Genomic DNA, 20,422 nt, shown 5'->3' on the forward strand with positions numbered 1-20,422 from the left:
CCTCATTCCCTGTGCCGGGTTACTGCTTCGGCCAGCCGGCGGTTTCGGCCACGACGTCGTAGACGCCCTGGAGATTCGTCATCCGCACGAGCTCCGCCTGTTCGATGACGACCCCGAACTCGCGCTCCAGGGCGCCCAGGATCTCGATGGCCCGCAGCGAGTCGGCGCCGTACTCCTCATTGAAGAGGCCCTCGGTCGTGACCTCGTCCTCCTCCAGCTCAAGGATCTCGCAGACGATTTCCTTAATCTTGGCGAAATTCGCGTCAGTGGTTATAGCCACGGAAGTGCCCTCGTTCTCCGGTATCCGGGTGGAGCTTAGGTTCAGTACTCAGATCTCACGTGTGCGGGCCGTGTCCCGCAAGGCCGTGGACGGCACGGGACGAAACGAGACAGCCGTTCCCCGTGCCCCGCACCAGGGCCGTGGGCTAGCGTGAACGACACGTTATTTGGGGGAAGAGCGATGACGGATGCATACGAGCGACAGAAAGCCCGGCGTCAGCAAATGGCCAGGGAATGGCAGCCCGGTGAACCGTTGCCGGCCATCGCATATTCGGAGGAGGAGGACGCCCTCTGGGAGGCGGTTACCGGCAAACTGAGTTCACTGCACGAAGAAGTGGCGTGCGCGCATTACCGGCGGGCCGCCGAGTCGGTCGTCCTGGAACGGCATCGGGTTCCGCAACTGGCCGAGGTCTCCTCCGTGCTGAGCGAGCTGACCGGTTTCCATCTGCGGCCCGCCGAGGGCACCGTCCCTGCCCAGCGGTTCCTCGGCACCTTCGCGGAGAGCGGGTTCCACGCGACGCAGTACCTGCGCAGGCCCGAGTCGCTCTACCACTCCCCGGAGCCGGACGTCATACACGAACTGGTCGGCCACGCCGTGATGCTGGGGGATCCCGTCTTCGCGGACCTGTACCGGCGCTTCGGCCAGGCCGCCAGGCGGGTGTCCTCACCCGGCGCCCTGCGCAACCTGAGCCAGGTCTTCTGGTTCTCCCTGGAGACCGGTGTCGTGTACGAGGGAGGCCGGCCCAAGGCGTGCGGCGCGGCCCTCCTGTCCTCGGTCGCGGAGATGGAATCGCTGGAGCAGGTGGAGCTGCGGGTGTTCGACACCGCCGACATCGTGTCGCAGGACTTCGACGACACCGCCTGCATGCCCGTGCTTTTCGCCGCTGAATCGGTCGATCATCTGGTCGCCGAGGTGCAGCGGTTCCTGACCCGGCTGTGACCACCGATCCGCCGGCCGACACCAGACGGAGAGCAAAGAGATGAGAATCCAGGTCACCATCACCGAGCAGCTTCAGGACTACATCGCCGACGTCTCCCTCTCCGAACCGGCGCCGCTGCGCGAACTGCGCGAGCAGACCTCCCGGCTCGACGAGCGCAACATGCAGATCTCGCCCGAGCAGGGCCAGTTCCTGTCCGTGCTGCTGCGCGCCATCGGCGCGCGGCGGACCCTCGAGGTCGGCGTCTTCACCGGCTACAGCCTGCTCCGTACGGCGCTGACCCTGCCCGTCGGCGGCCGTGTCACGGCCTGCGACATCAGTGAGGAGTGGGCGAAGACCGCGCTCTGGCACTGTGAGCGGGCGGGAGTCGCGGACAAGGTGGACCTCCGGGTCGGCGACGCCCGCGAGACGCTCGCCGCCCTCGTCGAGGAGGAAGGCGCGGCCGGTGCCTACGACTTCGTGTTCCTCGACGCGGACAAGGAGGGCTACGAGACCTACTACGAGTACGGTCTGACCCTCCTGCGGCCGGGTGGCCTGCTGGCCGCGGACAACGTGCTGTGGTCCGGGCTGGTGATCGACGAGTCGGCGCAGGACAGCGAGACCCGGGCGCTGCGGGCCTTCAACGCCAAGCTGCGCGAGGACGACCGGGTCGATCTGTGCATGCTGCCCTTCGCCGACGGCCTGACCCTCGCCGTGAAGCGCTGACCTGACGGGTCTTCCGGCCCACGGCCTGTCGTCAGGAACGGCTTGCAGACGCGGGGTCGGCACGCACATCTGCCGCGTTGTCGTCGGTTGCCGATGCTCCGCATCGGCGCCGTCCTCCGCCTTGCAGCCGTACGCACCAGACCCCGCTCACCTGAGCCGACAGGCCGCCGTCGACGCCCCGCGACCTGATCCGGACGACAGGCGCCAGTGCCGCGTCGGACAAGGTTTTCCCGTCAAGGAGCGGCGTCCGGTGCGTGCTCCCGGCGTGCCGGCCGGAAGCCCTCGTACTGGACATACTTGGGCTTTCGACCGGTGCGGCGAGTGGGGTCCCTCTGCCCGAAGAGCTGGGGGAGCGTGCCGGGCGTCGCGACGGAGCGAACCTTGGCCGACGCGGTACTGGTTGTATTTCCCCGGGAGGCTCGGCAGGCGGCCGGCGGGTGGTTGGCCTTTCAGCGCCGTGTGTCCGTGGTGGTGAGGGCAGATGTGCAGCCAGTCGGGCAAGGCGTCGCGCCGTTCGGTCTCTGAGCGGCAGGGGCGGGCGTAGGCCCATTAGTTGAGCAGGGTGCCGTTGCAGCATTCGGCCTTGCCGTTCGTCCGGGGCCGGTAGGCGCGGGTGCGCTCGTGCGTGATTCCGGCCGCGGCCAGGGCATCGCGCGCGGCCGAGGACTGTGGCCGCCGCCGTCGGGGATGGTGCCGAGCTTCCTGATGTCGACGTGCGCCGGTTCGCCGGGACGGGCGCGCTCGTAGCGGCGGATGACCCGGCCGGTGGCCCGGTCCAGGTGTGCCAGGCCGTAACGGGTCAGCACCCGGTGCACGGTGGAGGGCACCAGCCGCAGCAGGCCCGCGATGCGGGCCGGTCCCGATCGGCACGGCACGCGCACCTTGATGATGCGCGCCGCTCGGTGCGCGTCGCAATTCGTCCTGGGCCGGTGTGGGGACGGCTGGAGCGGTCGGCCAGGCCCGCCTCGCCGTGCTGCCGGTAGCGGTCGGCCCACCGCTTGGCGGTGCTCACGGAGACCTGGAAGCGTTCCGCGGCCGCAGGGGCCAGTCGTCCTCGACGACGCAGCGGGCCAGGCGCAGACGGCCGGTCTCGGTCAGGGATGCGTTACGGGGCGCATGAGGGCCTTTCTGGTCGCCGGTGCAGACGCGGCAATCCACACCGAGCCAGAAGGCCCTCACCCATTTCAGGATCACATGTGCGTGATCGCTGTCACCAACCTCCATGGACAGCACAACTAGTCCACCTTGGCCAGTCCGCGCGCGGTGCGCCTCGCGGCTCCCCGGGAGACGGCGAGCGGGTCCCATCCCGCGACGCGCTCGGGCAGCCGACCCGGGTCGCCGAGCACCGCGCCGGCGTGCGCCTCGGACAGCAGCGGCCGCCCGAGGATCCGGGCCGCGCAGGCGATCCCGCTGACCATCACCCCGGTGATTCCGCTGCCGTAGCGGGTGCTCTGGCCGACGACGTACAGGCCCTTGACTCCGGTGACGGTGTCCGGCCGGGCACCCGTGGCGCCCCAGGTGGCCAAGCCGAACGGGGATCCGCCGGTGGAGAGCGTGTACCGCTCCTGGGTCAGCGGGGTGGCCAGCTCCAGGTGGGTGATGCTGTCCCGGAACGGCCCGAGCACCTGCTCGCCGGCCCGCAGCACGGCGTCGGTGAAGCGCCGCTTCTCCGCCAGATAGGCGGACTCGCGGCGGTACCGCCCGCCCTCGGCCGGCCCCCGCTCGACCCCCCAGTGCCGGTAGCCGGGCGGGCACATCGTCATCAGCTGGAAGTTCGCGTGTCCGGGCGGACACAGGTGCCGGCCGCCGGGCTCCTTGAGCGAGGCGAGCGAGATGAAGAGGAACCGCACGTCGTCCGGCTGCTCGCCGGCGAGCAGACCCCGGTAGAGCTCACCGATGTCCTCGTGGTCGTACCACCAGATGTTGGCCTCGGCCCGCCGCGCCAGCGGACGGTCCAGGGCCACGTAGACGGTAGCGAAGGGCAGCCCCATCGTCGCCTCCCGGGTCGTGCGGACGATCCGCGAACCGAAGTGCTCCGCCCCGACCAGGTCCAGCACCGTACGCCGGTAGTCGGCACCGGAGATCACCAGCGGCGCGGTGAGCGAGGTCCCGTCGGCCAGGTGCACACCGGTGGCCGTCCGCTCCACGACGTCGATCGAGGTGACCCGGCTGCGCGTGCGCAGTTCGCCGCCGTGCGCCTCCAGCACCTCGATCAGTGTGGCGGCCAGCATCTGCCCGCCCCCGACCGGGACATAGGCGCCCCGCAGGTAGTGGTCGGTCACCATGGCATGGGTGGCCACCGTCGCGACGTCCGGGCTCATGCCGTAGTTCGGCGACTGGGCGGCGAGCACCGTACGGGCCCGGACGGAAAGCCCGCAGTGGTCGAACAGTTCGGACAGCGGCCGCCGGCCCCAGGCCCGTACGTGCGGGGTGCCGGCGGCGATCTCCGGCAGCTCCGCGTCGGTGAACAGTGCCCAGCGCTGCTCACCGCCGACGGCCCGGCAGATCCCGGTGAACGTGCGCAGGCCCTCCGCGTCACCGGGCAGGATCCGCTCCAGCCGGGTCAGGTACGCGTCCCAGTCGGCGGGTACGTCGAGGGTGAGCCCGGGAATCACGATGTGATCGAAGCAGCCGGGGTCCAGTTCGCGGAACCGTACGCGGTCGCCGGCGCCGAGGCCGGACAGGATGGCCGGGATGACACCGTCGGGTCCGCAGTCGCCCAGGTAGTGCACGCCGACGTCGAACTCGTAGGCACGGCGCCGGCGGAAGACGTGACTGTTGCCGCCCGCCCAGTCGTGCTGCTCGAGCACGAGCACCCGCCGTCCCGCCGCGGCGAGGTAGGCGGCGCAGGTCAGGCCGCCGAGGCCGCCTCCCACGACGATGGCGTCCCACTGCTCTTCGGTGCTGGTTGTGGTCAAGGGGACCTCGCCGTAGTTGTGGTCAGCCTGCGGGACACGGCCGCAGGAGGGCGCAGCCGAGGGTGCCGTCGTGGTCGACCGCGGTCACCAGCGCCAGGCGGCCGGCGAGCGCCGGGTCGTCCTCGGCGCTGACGAGCACGCCCAGCACCTGGAAGGCGGCCGCGGCGGCCGCCGCGTCGCCGATCAGGCCGGTGCAGTCGATCCGCGCGGGCGATCGGCGTCCGAACAGGGCGGTGAGCGCGGCCTGTTCCGGGCCGGCCGGGTCGCCCGGGGCGACGAGTGCGATGTCCGCGGGACGCGCTCCGGCCCGCTCGAGTGCTCGGCGCAGACAGCCGAGCAGCGTCGCCGGGACCTCCTCGGCGTGCTCGAACACGCCGAACTCCAGCGCGACGACCTCCGCCAGGCCGTCCCGCCCGGCGGCGGAGCCGGCCGGATCCAGGCGCCACACGGCCGCCCCCTCACCGAGGACCGTGCCGGCGGGGCCGTGTCCGCCGTGGTGGCGCAGCCGTGCCCGCGCGTCGGAGTACTCCTCGGCAGCGCCGCAGAACAGCGTGCCGGCCCGCCCGCCGGCCTGCAGCCGGCGGGCGTAGTTGAGCGCGAGCAGGCCGGCCGCACGGCCGCCGGCGACGGTTGCGTTCGGGCCCTTGAGCCCGTGCCAGATGGCACTCAGGCCGGCCGCGCAGTTCATCACCGTGTTGGGGAAACGCGCCGGGTCGACGTAGAACGGCCGGTCGCCGTCGAGTGAGCTGCGGGTGAAGTCCATCGTGGACTGCACACTGCCGGTCGTGCCGAGCACCAGGCCGGGGGCCGGGCCCCCGGCGGGCGGGGCGGCCCCCGGCCCGCCCGCCAGGTCGCCGACCACCGCCACCGCCAGCGCGGTGACCCGGTCCATCGAGCGGGTGCCCTTCCTGCCCAGCACGGTACGGGCGTCGAACTCCGGAACCAGCCGGGCGGGCGCGGCCGGGGCGGCCTCGGCGGGAGCCGGGACCCCGGCCCGCAGCCCCGCCCGGAAGGCGTCGGCGCCCAGCCCGAACGGCGAGATCGCGGACCAGGCCGTGATGACGGATCGCATGCCGGTCACGCTGCTCCTTCGTCGTCGTAGCGGCCGAAGAGGACCACCGCGTTGTTGCCGCCGAAGGCGAGCCCGTTGTTCTGCACGATCCGCAGATCCGCCGAGACGGACCGGTTGGGTACGCAGTCGAGGTCGCACTCGGGGTCGGTCGTCGTGTGGTTGACGGTCGGCGGGATGAACCCGTGCTGCAGGGCCAGTGTGCAGCCGATCGCGGCCAGCGCGCTGGCCGCGCCCATGGTGTGACCGAGCATCGACTTCATCGACACCGTGCGGGGCGGCCGGTCGCCGAAGACCGCGTGGATCGCCCGCGCCTCGGTGCTGTCGTTGGCCTTGGTGCCCGTGCCGTGCGCCGAGATGAGGTCCACCTGGTCCGGTGTGACGCCCGCGTCGGCGACCGCCAGTCGCATGCAGTCGGCGACACTCTCCTCGAGCGGTGCGACCTGGTGGTACGCATCGCAGTTGAGGCCGTATCCGAGGACCTCGGCGTGGATCTGTGCGCCCCGGGCGAGCGCCGAGTCGAGGCTCTCCAGCACCAGCATCCCCGCCCCCTCGCCGGTGAGGATGCCCTTGCGGTCGAGGTCGAAGGGCCGACAGCGGTCGGGAGCGATCGTCCCGAGCCGGTAGAACCCGGCGAAGGTCTTGAGGCAGATCGCGTCCGCGCCGCCGCAGAAGGCCAGATCCGTGTCGCCCGCGCGGATGGCGTCCAGACCGTAGCCGATCGCGTAGTTGCCGGCGGCGCACGCCGTGGGGATGGTCACCGCCTCGGCGTGCGGCAGCGCGAACTCGCGGGCGACGGCGGCCGACAGCCGCGAGGTGGAGGCCCGGCGGGCGATCCTGGGGGACATCACACCGGGTTCCGCGACGTCCTGCGCCACCAGCCGGTCGAGGTCACGGGTCTCGCCGTCGGTGGTGCCGACGGCCACCAGGACGCGGCGCGCGGCCAGTACGTGCGCCGTCAGCCCGGCGTCGCTCGCTGCCATTCTCGCGGCGGCCACGGCGAGCCGGGCCGCCCGGCCCAGCTCGCCGGGGTCGAGCCGCTCGATCCAGCGCTCCGGTTCGAACCCGGCTATCTCGCAGCCGTTGTCGTGCTCGAAGCCGGTGGTGTCGAACGCGGATATGGGACGGACCTCGCTCCGGCCGGCGCGCAGACCGGCGAGGAACTCGGCGATCGAGGTGCCGATGCTGGAAACTGCGCCGACCCCGGTGATCACGACGCGTCGACCGGGTTTCGTCGTTGGGCTTCCCGTCACGTACTGCTGGTCCTCTCGTCGCCCGTCGACCGGCTCATGCCGCCGACGGCGGCCCGGACGTGCGGAGTTGGTCAGGAGAAGGAGATCGCCGCGGTGGCGTGGGTCCGGGCCTCGTCGGTGGCGCCGATGAAGCAGCCGCCGGCGACGGTGGCGCAGTCGACGGTCACCGGGTTGCCGGACTGGTCCTGGCCCTGGAACGTCTTCTTCACCGTGATCGTCGCCGAGCCGGCCCCGGCGCTGTCGGTGGTGAGCTGCCTGATCCCGGCGACGTCGCACACCAGCGTGTCCGTTCCGGGAGTGCCGGCACACTCGGACACGGAGACCGCCTCGCCGGCGCCGAAGCCCGTCACGTCCACGGTCACGGTGGCGCCGTCGGAGAGCCCGGACGAGGGACTGACGGCGACGCCCGCTGCCGTGGGTGCGGCCGAGGCGGGTACGGCTACGGCCAGCACCGCGGCGCATACCGACGCGGCGGTGAGGGCGGCCTTCGAAAGTAACGCCATCCGGTCTCCAGCGAGCATTATTGACCCCTCTTCAGGATGGAAATGAATTCCGGGTTTCCGTCCGGCAGGCTACAAGTCGGCCCCATGCCCGGTACACCACTGCCTGCGTCTCGTTCCGTCCCGTACCGTCCTGCCCCTTGCCGGGACACCCAGGCGCGGGAAAGCCTGCGGTGGAGCGTGCCGATGCGATGGGGGTAGTTCACATGGCGAATCCGTTCGACGACAACGATGCGGTCTTTTCCGTCCTGGTGAACGGTGAAGGGCAGTATTCGCTCTGGCCGGTGTTCGCCGGTATTCCGGAGGGCTGGACCGCGGAACTCTCCGAGGGCAGCCGCGAGACCTGCCTGGCGTACATCGAAGAGCACTGGACGGACATGCGGCCGAAGAGCCTGCGCGAAGCCTCCTGAGACTCGCCCGCCCTGGCCCACCGGCACTCACCCCGGGAATGAGAATGAGCAACGTCGGCGATGACCTGCTGCCGCTTTCCGCCGCCCAACGCGGAATCTGGTACGGACATCAACTCGATCCCAGTGGTCGTCGCTACCGGATCGCGGAGTACTTCGACATCCACGGCCCCGTCGATCCCGGCGCGTTCGATGCCGCCTGGCGCCGGGTCGTGACGGAGACCGAGGCGCTGCGCGTGAGGTTCACCGAGGGACCGGACGGGCCTCGCCAGCGCGTCACCGCTTCGGTCACCGGCGTCGGACTGGTGGACGTCTCCGCGCGGCCGGACCCCGAGGGTGCCGCGCTGGAGCAGATGCGCGCCGACCTGGACCAGCCGGTCGAGCTGTCCCGTGGCCCGCTGCACACCGTGTTGCTGTTCAAGCTGGCCACGAACCGCTGGTGGTGGTACTTCCAGTTCCACCACGCCGCCCTGGACGGCTACAGCGGGGCGACGGTGGTCCGTCGCGTGGCCGAGGTGTACTCCGCGCTCGTCGCGGGCGAGCCGGTCGACCGGCCGGATCCGCTGCCGCTGCGCGGTCTGCTCGACCAGGAAGCCGCCTACCGTGCCTCCGGCTCCTTCACCGCCGACCAGGAGTACTGGCGTGCTCGGCTGGCCGACCGGCCGGAGCCGGTGACCCTGGCCGGGCGGTCGTCCGCCGGCGCCGAGGGTTCGGTGCGCTGCTCGGCGCAGCTCGGCCCGGACGCCCAGCGGCGGCTGACCGAGTCCACCGGGCGGGCGCAGCCGACCGTCGTGCTCGCCGCTGTGGCCGCATATCTGCACCGAGTGACCGGGGCGCAGGACCTCGTGCTCGGCCTGCCGGTGGCGGCCCGGACCGCATCCGGCACCAGCACCCCGGGGATGGTGTCCAACCTGCTGCCGCTGCGGTTGACCGTCACCGCTGGGCAGAGCTGCGCCGACCTCACCCGGCACGTGCTGTCGCGGACCCGCGAGGCCCTGCGCCACCAGCGCTACCGTTACGAGGACATGCGTCGCGACCAGCGGCTGTCCCTGGAGGACGAATCGCTGGTCGGTCCTGTCGTCAACATCCTGCCGTTCAGCTACGACCGCGGTTTCGGCGGTCACCCGATGACCTCCCACAACCTCTCGGGCGGGCTGGTCGAGGATCTGTCGATCACGGTCTACGACCGCGGCTTCGGACAGGGCCTGCGCGTCGACTTCGACGCGAGTGCCTCGCTGTACCACCAGGAAGACCTTCAGACCCACCAGCGTGGCCTGCTGCGCGTGCTGCAGGCGATGACGGACGACCCGACGGTGGAGGTCGGCCGGATCGAGCTGCTCGACGCCACGGAGCACCGGCGTGTCACACACGAGTGGAACCGCACCGCCCGTGAGCACCCGGCGGCGACGTGGCCGGCACTGTTCGAGGCACAGGCCGCCAGGACCCCCGACGCGACCGCGGTCGTCTTCGAGGACACCGAGCTCAGCTACACCCAGCTGAACAGCCGCGCGAACCGGCTCGCCCGGTCGCTGGTCGCCGCCGGCACCGGCCCCGAGAGCGTGGTGGCACTGGCGCTTCCCCGCTCGATCGAGTTGATCACCGCCATGCTCGCGGTGTCCAAGGCGGGCGGTGCGTATCTGCCGCTCGACCTGGAACACCCGGCGGAGCGCCTCGCGTTCATGTGCGCCGACGCCTCGCCCGCCTGCGTCGTCGTCGGTGAGGAGAGTCCGGCGGGCCTGCCCGTGGACCTTCCCCGTGTCGTGCTCGACGGTTCGCCGGGCCCACACGCGGACCCCGGCCCGGCGGCCGACCTGACCGACTCGGACCGGCTGGCTCCCCTGCTGCCGGACCATCCGGCGTACGTCATCTACACGTCGGGCTCCACCGGACGGCCGAAGGGCGTTGTCGTCAGCCACGCCGGTGTGGCGTCGCTCGCCTTCGCGCAGATCGCCCGGCTCGGGGTGGACGGGCACAGCCGAGTGCTGCAGTTCGCGTCCCCGAGCTTCGACGCGGCCTTCTCCGAGGTGTCGATGGCACTGCTGTCCGGAGCGGCCCTGGTGCTCGCGCGCGCCGACCAGCTCGTGCCGGGCGTCGCCCTGACCGAGCTGTCCGCCAAGCACGCTCTGACCCACGTCACCCTGCCGCCCGCCGTCCTCAGTGTCATGCGGCCCGACGAGCTGCCCTCGGATCTGACCATCAACGTGGCGGGCGAGGCGTGCCCGGCCGAGGTCGTCGCCACCTGGTCGCCGGGCCGGCGCATGCTCAACGCCTACGGCCCGACCGAGGGAACCGTCTGCGCCACCATGTCGGAGCCGCTGTCCGGCACCGGGACGCCGCCGATCGGCCGGCCGATCGACAACATGCGGGTGCTCGTCCTGGACAGCGCCCTGCACCCGGTGCCCGCGGGCCTCGAGGGGGAGCTGTACCTGGCAGGTCCGGGACTGGCGCGGGGCTATCTGGGACGTCCGTCGCTGACCGGGCAGCGGTTCCTCGCCTGCCCGGCCGGCGTGGCGCGGGTGCCGGGCGAGCGGATGTACCGGACGGGCGACCTCGTGCGCTGGCGCTCCGACGGACAGCTCGAATTCCTCGGCCGGGCGGACGACCAGGTCAAGATGCGGGGCTTCCGCATCGAACCGGGCGAGATCGAATCCGTGCTGGCGCGCGACAGCGCCGTGCGCGAGGTCGCCGTGGTCGCCCGCGAGGACGTTCCCGGCGAGCGGCGCCTGATCGCCTACGTGGTGCCGCACGAGGGGCGGATCATAGACCCGGCGGTGAGCCGCAGGTCGGCCGGCGAGGTCCTGCCCGGGCACATGGTGCCCTCGGCGGTCGTCGTCCTCGACCGGCTCCCGCTGACCCCCAACGGAAAGCTGGACCGGCGGCAGCTGCCCGCCGCCACGGTCACCGGTACCGCTGCGAGCCGTGCCCCGCGCAGCCCGCGGGAGGAGATCCTCTGCGGCCTGTTCGCGGACGTCACCGGCGCGGCCAAGGTTCACATCGACGACCACTTCTTCGACCTCGGCGGCCACTCGCTCCTCGCGACCAGGCTGGTGGCCAGGATCAGGACGGCCTTCGGCGTGGAGCTCACCGTCCGGGACGTCTTCGGCGCACCCACGGTGGCGCAACTCGCGCGGCGGCTGGACGAGGTCGGTGGTTCGCTCCGGCCCGCCGTGACGCGCCGGCAGCGTCCGGAGCGGCTGCCGCTGTCGTTCGCCCAGCGCCGCCTGTGGTTCCTCGGCCAGATGGAGGGCCGGAGCGCGACCTACAACATGCCGGCCGTCCTGCGGCTGACCGGCGAGCTCGACCGCGCGGCACTGGCCGCGGCACTCGGCGACCTGACCGACCGGCACGAGGCGCTGCGCACGGTGTTCGGGGAGGCCGACGGTGTGCCGTACCAGCGGGTGCTGGACGTCCGGCCGGCACTGCCGTGCACCGAGGTCACCCCGCAGACGCTGGACGCCGAGGTCGCGTCCTTCTGCGGCCGGGAGTTCGACCTGTCCGTCGACCCACCGTTGCGGGCGCGGCTGTTCGCGCTGTCCCCGACCGACCACGTACTCGCCCTGGTGATCCACCACATCGCGGGCGACGGCTGGTCGATGGCCCCGCTGGCGGACGACCTGGCCGCCGCCTACGAGGCCCGGGCCGCCGGGCTCGACGACCGTGCGCCGGAACTGCCCGTCCAGTACGCGGACTACACACTGTGGCAGCAGGAGCTGCTGGGCACCGAGGACGACCCGGACAGCCTGATCAACGAGCAGATCCGCTACTGGTCGAGGGCGTTGGAAGGCGTGCCGGAGGAGCTGCCGCTGCCGGTGGACCGGCAGCGCCCGGCGGTCGCCAGCTACCGGGGCTCGACCGTCCGGTTCGACATCGGCGCCGAACTCCACCTGCGGCTCACCGAGCTCGCCCGGCAGAGCGACGTCAGCCTGTTCATGGTGGTGCAGGCGGGCCTGTCCGCGCTGCTGAACCGCCTGGGCGCGGGTACGGACATCCCCGTCGGCACGGCCGTCGCCGGCCGGATGGACGAGAACCTGGACGGGCTCGTCGGGTTCTTCGTCAACACCCTGGTGCTGCGCACCGACCTCGGTGGCGACCCGTCGCTGCGCGAGATCATCGCGCGGGTGCGGGAGACCGACCTCAGCGCCTACGCCAACCAGGATCTGCCGTTCGAGCGTCTGGTCGAGATCCTCAACCCGAGCCGGTCGACCTCGCGGCACCCCCTGTTCCAGGTGATGCTGGCGTTCCAGAACCTGGCGGACGTCGAGTTCCGGCTGCCCGGGCTGACGGTGGAGGCCACCCAGCTCTACACCGAGACGGCGAAGTTCGACCTGGCGTTCAGCGTGTTCGAGCAGTTCGACGAGCAGGGCACGCCGAACGGGCTGACGGGTGTGGTCGAGTTCGCCGTCGAGCTGTTCGATGCGGCCACCGTCGAGCGGATGGTGGACCGGCTCGTCCGGGTGCTCGAGGTGATGACGACCGACCCCGGGACGCGTCTCGGCGATGTCGACGTGCTCGACGCCGCCGAGCGGCGCCTGGTGCTGCACGAGTGGAACGACACCGACCGGGACGTCGCCCCGTCCGTCTTCCCGGAGCTCTTCGAGGCACAGGTGGCCGCGACCCCCGACGCGGTCGCGCTCCGCTACGAGGGCTCCTCGCTCACCTACCGGGAGCTGAACACCGACGCCAACCGGCTGGCCCGGTTGCTGGCCGGGCACGGCGTGGGGCCGAACGACTTCGTCGCGCTCGCGCTGCCCCGGTCGATCGAGCTGATCACGGCCGAGCTGGCGGTGCTGAAGGCCGGTGCCGCGTTTGTCCCTGTGGACCCGGACTACCCCGCGGAGCGCATCGCGTTCATGCTCGGCGACGCCGCGCCGCGGTGTGTGCTGACCGAGGCGGACAGTACCGTTCCGTTGCCCGTGGGGACCGAGCGGATCGTCCTCGACGAGGCGACCCGGTCGGCCGTCTCCCGGCTGCCCGACAACGATCTGACGGACGACGACCGCGTGGCGCCTCTGCGGCCGGGCGATGCCGCGTACGTCATCTACACCTCCGGCTCCACCGGCGTTCCCAAGGGCGTCGTGGTGGCTCACGCGGGCATCGCGAGCCGTATGGGCAGCGAGATCGAGCGCCTGGAGGTCACGCCGGAGAGCGTTGTGCTGCAGTTCGCGTCGCCCAGCTTCGACGGCGCGTTCTCCGACATGTGCATGGCACTGCTGGCCGGTGCGACGCTGGTCGTCGCTCCCGGCTCGAAGATCATGCCGGGACCGGGGCTGAGCGCGCTGATGCACGATCAGGGCATCACCCACGTGACCCTTCCGCCGCCGGTGCTCGCGGCCCTGCCGGACGACGGCCTGCCGGCGTCGACCAAGCTGATCCTCGCGGGCGACGCCTGCTCCGCCGACATCGTGGACCGCTGGGCGCCCGGCCGCTGGATGGTCAACGCCTACGGGCCGACCGAGGCCACCGTGTGCGCCACCATCAGTGACCGGCTGGTTCCCGACGGCACCCTGCCGCCCATCGGACGACCGCTGGACAACACGCGGCTCTACGTCCTCGACGACGGGCTGCGGCCCGTTCCGCCGGGTGTGGCCGGCGAGCTCCACATCGCGGGAGAAGCCCTCGCGCGCGGCTATCTGCGGCGCCCCGGACTGACCGCCGGCAGGTTCGTGGCCTGCCCGTTCGGCGCCCCCGGGGAGCGCATGTACCGGACCGGCGACGTCGTCCGGTGGCGCGGCGACGGCCAGCTCGAGTTCCTCGGCCGGTCCGACGACCAGGTGAAGGTCCGCGGCTTCCGCATCGAACTCGGTGAGATCGAGGCGGCGCTGACCGCTCACCCCGGCGTGGCGCAGGCCGTGGTCGTGCCCCGCGAGGACCAGCCGGGCGGCAAGCAGCTCGTCGGCTATCTCGTACCCAGCGGCAACGACCCGGCCGTGGCGCAGGACCGGGACGAGCGGCAGGTAGGAGAGTGGCGGCTCACCTACGACTCGCTCCACACCGGCGGCGAGGCGACCGAGTTCGGCGAGGACTTCTCCGGCTGGAACAGCAGCTATGACGGGCGGCCGATCCCCGTCGAGGAGATGCGCGCCTGGCGCGACGCGACCGTCGACCGGATCCTCGGACTGCGGCCCGGGCGCGTGCTCGAGATAGGCATGGGCACCGGACTGCTCCTTTCGAAGATAGCGCCGCAGTGCGAGAGCTACTGGGGCACCGACATCTCGGCCCGGATCGTCGAGCAGGTCCGTTCGCAGGTCGCCCGGCACCCCGGGCTCGCGGAACGCGTCGAGTTGCGGGCCCAGCCCGCCCACGACCTCGAAGGGCTGCCGCAGGGAGTCTTCGACACGGTGGTGCTGAACTCCGTCGTGCAGTACTTCCCCAACGCCGGCTATCTGGAGAAGGTGCTGCGCGGCCTGCTCGGGTTGCTGGTTCCCGGCGGCCGGGTGTTCGTCGGCGACGTACGCAACCTGCACCTGCTGACGGCGCTGCGCACAGCGGTCGAACTGGGCCAGTCGGACGGCGTCACCGACGGCGCGGCGATTCGCGTGGCGGTCGAGCGGTCCATCTCCCTGGAGAAGGAACTGCTGATCGCTCCGGCCTTCTTCACCGAGCTGGACCCCGCGGCCGACCTCCGCCTGAAGCGGTCGGACTTCCGCAACGAGCTGACCGCGCACCGCTACGACGTCGTCCTCCACAAGCAGCCGTACGGTCACATCGACACCGGCGACGCCCGTGAACTCACGTGGGGCGTCGAGATCGAAGGTCTCGACGTGCTGGCGGAACGACTGGCCGCGGCGTACCCCGCTCCCGTCCGGCTGCGCGGCGTCCCCGACGCGCGGGTCGAGCACGAGCTGGCGGCGGTACGTGTCCTGGCGGACGGCGGCACGGCGGAAGCCGCCCGGGACAGGCTGGCGGCACGCAACGACGCCCTCCCGGATCCCGACGACTTCTCCGAGCCGGCCGACCGGGCCGGTTACCGCGCGTTGACGCTGCCCGGGGGCCAGGACGGAACGCTCGACGTGCTGTTCGTCGACCGGGCGGCGACGGGGGTGCCCACGACCGGGTACCGGGCCGAACCGCCCCGCTCGGAACCCCGGCCGCTGACCAACGACCCGTCCCGGTCGGCCGAGGCAGCCTCCCTGGTCGCCGCGGTGAAGGCGCACGTGCAGGACTCCCTGCCGGGCCACATGCTCCCTTCGGCCCTGGTCGTCCTGGACGAGCTGCCGCTGACGCCGAACGGCAAGGTGGACCGGCGCGCCCTGCCCGCACCGGGCCGGACCGGCGCCGGCACCGGCCGGGGGCCGCGGAACGAGCGCGAGGAAGTGCTGTGCCGACTGTTCGCGGAACTGCTCGGCGTGGTGAAGGTCGGCATCGACGACGACTTCTTCGACCTCGGCGGGCACTCGCTGCTGGCGACCCGGCTGGTGTCCCGGATCCGCGCGACGCTGGGCGTCGAACTCGCCATTCCCGACCTGTTCAACGCGACCACGGTCGAAAAGCTCTCGGCCCGGCTGGCCGTGGCTCGCACACGTCAGCGGCCGGTGCTGCGTCCACGTCCACGCCCGGGAAGTTGAGGAGATCTCCCTTGTCATCTGCAGAAGAATTCGACGTCGTCGTGGTGGGCGGAGGCCCGAGCGGCTCGACCGTGGCGTCCTTCGTGGCCAAACAGGGGCACAGGGTGCTGCTGCTCGAGAAGGAGTCCTTCCCGCGGTACCAGATCGGCGAGTCACTGCTGCCGGCCACCGTGCACGGAATCTGCGGGCTGCTGGGCGTGTCCGAGGAGATCGAGCGCGCCGGATTCACCCGCAAGCTCGGTGGCACCTTCCGGTGGGGCAGCAGCCCCGAGCCGTGGTCCTTCGCCTTCGCCATCTCGCCGCGGATGGCCGGGCCGACCTCCCACGCGTACCAGGTCGAACGGATGAAGTTCGACGACATCCTGCTCAAGCACTCCCGCAAGCTGGGGGTGGACGTGCGGGAGGAGTGCGCCGTGACCGAGGTGATCGAGGACGCTGAGCGGGTCCGCGGGGTCGCCTACACCGACTCCACCGGCACCCGGCACACGGTCAGCGCGCGGTACGTCGTCGACGCGTCCGGCAACAGGAGCCGGATCCACCGCCGCGCCGGCGGCGAGCGCACCTACTCGGAGTTCTTCCGCAACGTCGCGATCTTCGGCTACTTCGAGGGCGGCAAGCGGCTGCCCGCGCCGAAGCGGGGCAACATCTTCTGTGCCGCCTTCGACGAAGGCTGGTTCTGGTACATCCCGTTGAGCGACACCCTCACCAGCGTGGGCGCGGTGGTGACCCGCGAGTTCGCGGACTCGGTGCAGGGCGACCCGGCCGATGCCCTCGCGCGGCTGATCGCCAAGTGCCCCCGGATCGACGACCTGCTGGCCGACGCCACGCGCGTGACGGAAGGCGTGTACGGGCAGGTGCGCGTCCGGAAGGACTACTCGTACAGCAACAGCCGCTACTGGCGCCCGGGAATGGTGCTGGTCGGCGATGCCGCGTGCTTCATCGACCCGGTCTTCTCCTCCGGGGTCCACCTCGCGACCTACAGCGCTCTGCTCGCCGCGCGGTCCATCAACTCCGTACTGGCGGGCGAACTCGACGAGGAGGCGAGCTTCGGCGAGTTCGAGGCGCGGTACCGCCACGAGTACGGCCTGTTCTACGAGTTCCTGGTCTCGTTCTACGACATGAACAGCGACCACAACTCCTACTTCTGGCAGGCCAAGAAGGTCACCAGCTTCGCCGACTCCGAACTCGAGGCTTTCGTCGAGCTGGTGGGCGGGGTCGCCTCCCTCGACGGTGCCTTCGTGGACGCCGAATCGGTACGGGCGCGGTTCAAGCAGACATCCGGTGAACTGGAGCGGTCGGTGGCGCAGGTCGACCGGACCGGTGCGGACGACTCCACCCCGATGTACCAGTCGGAGATCATGGGCAGCGTGATGGAGCAGGGCACTCAGATCCAGGTCGAGGCCGCGCTCGGCGGCGACATCGATTCGGCGGCCGCGCTGCTTCCCGGCGGGTTGGTCCCCTCAGCCGACAGCCTGCGCTGGGTGGCATCCGCCGAGCGATGAGCCAAAAGCCCTGGCTGCGTAGCTTCCACAGCGCGCCCGACCCGTCGACCCGGCCGGCCCGGCTGGTCTGCTTTCCCCACGCCGGCGGCTCGGCGGGCTCCTTCGTGCCCCTGTCGGCCCAGCTCAGCGGCGTCGCACAGGTCCTGGCGGTCCAGTACCCGGGCCGCCAGGACCGCTGGCACGAGCCTGCGATCAACGACCTCCACGAACTCGCGGAGCACGTGGTCGCGGTGCTCGGGCCTGTCCGGAAGGAAGGTCCGCTGGCCTTGTTCGGACACAGCATGGGCGCCTTGGTGGCGTACGAGGTGGCCCGCCGTCTGAAGCCGGCGCGGCTGTACGTGTCCGGGTGCCCGGCTCCCTCGTGGGGCGTCGAGGCCACGAAGGGGATCAAGGATGACGCCGACCTGCTTGCGGACCTGCGCAGGCTGAACGGGACGGACCGCGGACTCCTCGCCGACCCGGAGATGCTGGAACTGATCCTTCCGGCCATCCGGGCCGACTACCATGCCGTACGGTCCTACCAGTGGCGCCCGGGAACCGAGCCGGACTGCCCGCTGCGGGTCCTCACCGGGAGCCGTGATTCCCGCACCCCGCCGCACGTCGTGCGCGACTGGAAACGGCACACCACGGGCGTGTGCCGTTTCCATGAGTACGAGGGTGGCCACTTCTACCTGACCGAGCACACCCGGCGGGTAGCGGACCTCCTCGCCGCGGACCTCGCTCAAGAGAGGCACCAAAGGGTGTTGCAGAAGGAGATCAACGCTGTGTACCCGCCATGATCCTGCCTGCCGAGAGCTTCTCGTCGTCCGGTTTCCTGACGACTGGCGATGCTTGTTGATCTCGCGTGCGAGGCGCTGCGCGATCCTTCGGTCCGTTCTGCAACACCCTTTGGCCCCGTCTTCACCCAGAGCAGGAACGACGCCAGGCTGACCGCCGCTTCGTCGCAGGTGACGGTCTTGGTGGCGGCGCCTCGGAGGTGCTTCAGTGTTGAAGCACCGCTCCACGGTGTTGCGTCGACGGTACGGCTCGCGGGTGGAAGCTGAGGGTCGGCCGCCTTGGCGGCCGCGGTTGTGCCGGTGTCGCTGTTGGTCGGCCTTCTCGGGGATGGTGTGGCCGATCCCGCGTTCGCGCAGGTAGGCGCGGATGTGCGAGAGCTGTACGCCTTGTCTGCGATCACGTGGTCGGGACGACAGCGCGGACGGCCGGGGCCGAGGCGTGGGACGCGGATGCATTCCAGCAGCGGCTGCGCGCAGATGCCGTCATGACGTTGGCCGGAGTGACCAGGAGGGCCGGCGGCCTGCCTTGGCCGTCGCAGACGAGGTGAATCCTGGTGGTCATCGCGTCGGCAGCTCAGTAGGCACGTGTGAAGACGGGCCCCAGTGCAGCGCCGCAGTGGTCTTGCGGGGGTCTGCGTCCCGCTGTCGGCAGGGGCCTTGAGAACGCGTAAAGAATGTCCGAAGTGCAACTGGCGCGCAGTTCAATGAGCGTTTTCGGGCGTGGCCACTGATCGGGTGACGGTGTTGGCGCTCCTTGAGCATCCCCACCTCTCGCTCAGGAGATCCCCAGCCCTGCTCGCTCAGTTCCCCACCGCCTTGATGAGTGGATCAACGCGCGCGAACATGCAAGGGGCGTCGAAGTCAGGGGGAGAGCCGTGAGTCTGGGAACAGTGGCCGTAACAGGGGCAGCGGGCACCATCGGTTGCGTGGTGCGTGAGGCGCTACGACGCGAGGCGGCACGCCTGGTTCTGCTTGACCGCGTACCGCTCCGCCCGGAGACCGAGAACGAAGACGTGCACATCGTGGACCTGCGGGACGCCGTCGCAGTGGAATCGGCCCTCGCGGGAGCCGACCGCGTACTCCACTTGGGCGGCGTGCCCGACGAGGCTCCGCTTCCGGACCTGCTCGAAGCCAATGTGCTGGGCACGCACCACGTCTTGGAGGCGGCGCGGCGCACGGGTATCGAGCGGGTGGTGCTGGCGAGCAGCAACCGTGTGACCGGCTTCTACCCCGCCGGACATCTCACCGGTCCACAGGAGCCGGCACGCCCTGACGGCCTCTACGGGGTGAGCAAGGTGGCTGTCGAGGCACTCGGGCAGTTGTACTCCGACAAGTTCGGTCTGTCGGTGATATGCCTGCGCATCGGCAGTTTCGAGCACACGCCTACCGAACCACGGCACCTGGCGACCTGGCTGAGCCCGCGCGACGCCGTCGGCTACATCCGGGCCGCCCTGACTGCACCGTCCTCCACCCGCTTCGTCACGGCGTACGCCGTCTCCGCCAACACCCGCCGCTTCTGGAAACTGCCCGACGTGTCGGAACTGGCCTACGTCCCCCTCGACAACGCCGAAGACCACGCTGCCAACATCCCGGGGGATCCTCCAGCCGATCCGACCGGAGTCCAAGCCGGCCTCTACGCCGAGCCCGACTTCACCCTCAAGCACATCTCGGGGCCATGATCCGCGACGGTGGGGGAGGGGCTTCCGGCTAGAGGATGTGGCATCCGCGTGGCATTAGCTTGTTCTTTAAGGTACGGCCGACCTTGAAGGTTGGCCGTATTGAAGCTCGTCCCTGGAGGGCTCGTTCGGCACCATGATCGTGTGACGAACGACGAGGAAGCCCGAGTACCGTCCATCAGCGCAGGGCTTGTTGTAGGCATGCTGATCGGCATTCCAGTTGGACTCGTGCTCGGGCTGGCTGTTTTCGACAACATGGCGATGGGCCTGGTGCTCGGCGGTGGTGCAGGCGGAGTCCTTGGTGTCACTTTCCGCGCGTCGCGGCGCTCGCAGCGCCAGTCCCTGTGAGGACTCCGCATGGCTGCTCAGCTTGATCTGTAACTCTGGCGCCGAACGGCTTCTCGAACTGGGTCGCTCACCTGGGTATTCTCCGGACGCTGAGGCGGCCTTCGCCTGATCATGTGCTCCGACCAAGGTGCACTAATCAGAACGAAGGCCGTGAGGGTGAGCCTGCTGCCTGAAGCTGTTCAAGGAGAAACGTTCGCGGAAGCGTCACGCTTCCGGGCCGAGTTGTACGAGTGTCTGACCGTCCGGGGCGATGAGCTGTTCGAGCTGGTGGACGCGGTGTTGTGTGCGCCGGGTGCCGTGCACTCGGCGGTGGAGCTGACACTGCTGCCCGAGCACCGCCGTGGGCACGGTGCGATGTACGACGGCCTCAATCAGGGCCGGATCGACACCGGCCGACTGCGCTCGCTGCTGGCCGGGCTTCCGCTGCCCCGGTTTCCGGACGGGCGGCTGGTCCTGGCCGTGGACGTCTCTCCATGGCTGCGTTCG

General features: G+C 70.7%; 14 protein-coding genes and 1 pseudogene. 9 read left to right on the forward strand and 6 right to left on the reverse strand.

What is annotated here, in order from left to right:
* Positions 1-19 precede the first annotated feature (19 nt).
* Entirely contained in the window at positions 20-280 is a 261-nt protein-coding gene (locus ACFYOV_RS20895; protein WP_389089630.1) for an acyl carrier protein, read from the reverse strand.
* A 180-nt stretch (positions 281-460) separates the two neighbouring features.
* On the opposite strand from ACFYOV_RS20895, the gene ACFYOV_RS20900 reads away from it, so the two are divergent.
* Positions 461-1,219 (forward strand): phenylalanine 4-monooxygenase, encoded by a 759-nt coding sequence (locus ACFYOV_RS20900; RefSeq protein WP_389089632.1) that lies wholly within the window; start codon positions 461-463, stop codon positions 1,217-1,219.
* Between the two features lie 40 nt (positions 1,220-1,259).
* The gene (locus ACFYOV_RS20905; protein ID WP_389089633.1) at positions 1,260-1,922 is read left to right on the forward strand and encodes an O-methyltransferase; all 663 of its coding nucleotides are present in this window, start codon (positions 1,260-1,262) and stop codon (positions 1,920-1,922) included.
* Positions 1,923-2,321: 399 nt separating this feature from the next.
* Here the strand turns inward: ACFYOV_RS20905 and ACFYOV_RS20910 are convergent.
* The 5 genes and pseudogenes from ACFYOV_RS20910 to ACFYOV_RS20930 all read right to left on the reverse strand — a co-directional run.
* Positions 2,322-3,080: pseudogene (locus ACFYOV_RS20910) on the reverse strand (helix-turn-helix domain-containing protein); the annotation flags it as partial.
* Between the two features lie 77 nt (positions 3,081-3,157).
* A complete protein-coding gene (locus ACFYOV_RS20915) occupies positions 3,158-4,840 on the reverse strand; it encodes a phytoene desaturase family protein (RefSeq protein ID WP_389089635.1) in 1,683 nt (560 codons plus the stop codon).
* A gap of 22 nt (positions 4,841-4,862) precedes the next feature.
* A complete protein-coding gene (locus ACFYOV_RS20920) occupies positions 4,863-5,912 on the reverse strand; it encodes a beta-ketoacyl synthase N-terminal-like domain-containing protein (protein ID WP_389089637.1) in 1,050 nt (349 codons plus the stop codon).
* A 5-nt stretch (positions 5,913-5,917) separates the two neighbouring features.
* The gene (locus ACFYOV_RS20925; RefSeq protein ID WP_389089638.1) at positions 5,918-7,162 is read right to left on the reverse strand and encodes a beta-ketoacyl-[acyl-carrier-protein] synthase family protein; all 1,245 of its coding nucleotides are present in this window, start codon (positions 7,160-7,162) and stop codon (positions 5,918-5,920) included.
* Positions 7,163-7,233: 71 nt separating this feature from the next.
* Positions 7,234-7,665: an enediyne antibiotic chromoprotein gene (locus ACFYOV_RS20930; protein WP_389089640.1), complete on the reverse strand. Its 432-nt coding sequence runs from the start codon at positions 7,663-7,665 to the stop codon at positions 7,234-7,236.
* A gap of 203 nt (positions 7,666-7,868) precedes the next feature.
* On the opposite strand from ACFYOV_RS20930, the gene ACFYOV_RS20935 reads away from it, so the two are divergent.
* The 7 genes from ACFYOV_RS20935 to ACFYOV_RS20965 form a co-directional block, all read left to right on the forward strand.
* On the forward strand, positions 7,869-8,072 hold the full coding sequence (locus ACFYOV_RS20935; RefSeq protein ID WP_389089641.1) for an MbtH family protein: 204 nt from the start codon (positions 7,869-7,871) through the stop codon (positions 8,070-8,072).
* A 44-nt stretch (positions 8,073-8,116) separates the two neighbouring features.
* Complete coding sequence (locus ACFYOV_RS20940) at positions 8,117-15,634, forward strand: amino acid adenylation domain-containing protein (protein WP_389089642.1); 7,518 nt, start codon at positions 8,117-8,119, stop codon at positions 15,632-15,634.
* Positions 15,635-15,645: 11 nt separating this feature from the next.
* Positions 15,646-17,136 (forward strand): tryptophan 7-halogenase, encoded by a 1,491-nt coding sequence (locus tag ACFYOV_RS20945; protein WP_389089643.1) that lies wholly within the window; start codon positions 15,646-15,648, stop codon positions 17,134-17,136.
* Positions 17,133-17,915, forward strand: coding sequence for a thioesterase II family protein (locus ACFYOV_RS20950; RefSeq protein ID WP_389089645.1), 783 nt, complete (start codon positions 17,133-17,135; stop codon positions 17,913-17,915). Before ACFYOV_RS20945 ends, ACFYOV_RS20950 begins: the two co-directional genes overlap by 4 nt.
* A 923-nt stretch (positions 17,916-18,838) precedes the next feature.
* Complete coding sequence (locus tag ACFYOV_RS20955) at positions 18,839-19,591, forward strand: NAD-dependent epimerase/dehydratase family protein (protein WP_389089646.1); 753 nt, start codon at positions 18,839-18,841, stop codon at positions 19,589-19,591.
* Between the two features lie 141 nt (positions 19,592-19,732).
* Positions 19,733-19,936 (forward strand): hypothetical protein, encoded by a 204-nt coding sequence (locus ACFYOV_RS20960; protein ID WP_389089648.1) that lies wholly within the window; start codon positions 19,733-19,735, stop codon positions 19,934-19,936.
* 156 nt (positions 19,937-20,092) lie between these two features.
* A partial coding sequence (locus ACFYOV_RS20965; protein ID WP_389089649.1) for a transposase occupies positions 20,093-20,422 on the forward strand: 330 nt, incomplete at its 3' end.

Origin of the sequence: Streptomyces sp. NPDC005931 (assembly GCF_042871235.1) — a bacterium.
GTDB lineage: Bacteria > Actinomycetota > Actinomycetes > Streptomycetales > Streptomycetaceae > Streptomyces.

Excerpts from the sequence above, each read along its gene's own strand:
- ACFYOV_RS20900 (WP_389089632.1), top strand. The coding sequence starts at position 461 with ATGACGGATGCATACGAGCGACAGAAAGCCCGGCGTCAGCAAATGGCC.
- ACFYOV_RS20905 (WP_389089633.1), top strand. The coding sequence starts at position 1,260 with ATGAGAATCCAGGTCACCATCACCGAGCAGCTTCAGGACTACATCGCC.
- ACFYOV_RS20920 (WP_389089637.1), bottom strand. The coding sequence starts at position 5,912 with ATGCGATCCGTCATCACGGCCTGGTCCGCGATCTCGCCGTTCGGGCTG.
- ACFYOV_RS20930 (WP_389089640.1), bottom strand. The coding sequence starts at position 7,665 with ATGGCGTTACTTTCGAAGGCCGCCCTCACCGCCGCGTCGGTATGCGCC.
- ACFYOV_RS20935 (WP_389089641.1), top strand. The coding sequence starts at position 7,869 with ATGGCGAATCCGTTCGACGACAACGATGCGGTCTTTTCCGTCCTGGTG.
- ACFYOV_RS20940 (WP_389089642.1), top strand. The coding sequence starts at position 8,117 with ATGAGCAACGTCGGCGATGACCTGCTGCCGCTTTCCGCCGCCCAACGC.
- ACFYOV_RS20950 (WP_389089645.1), top strand. The coding sequence starts at position 17,133 with ATGAGCCAAAAGCCCTGGCTGCGTAGCTTCCACAGCGCGCCCGACCCG.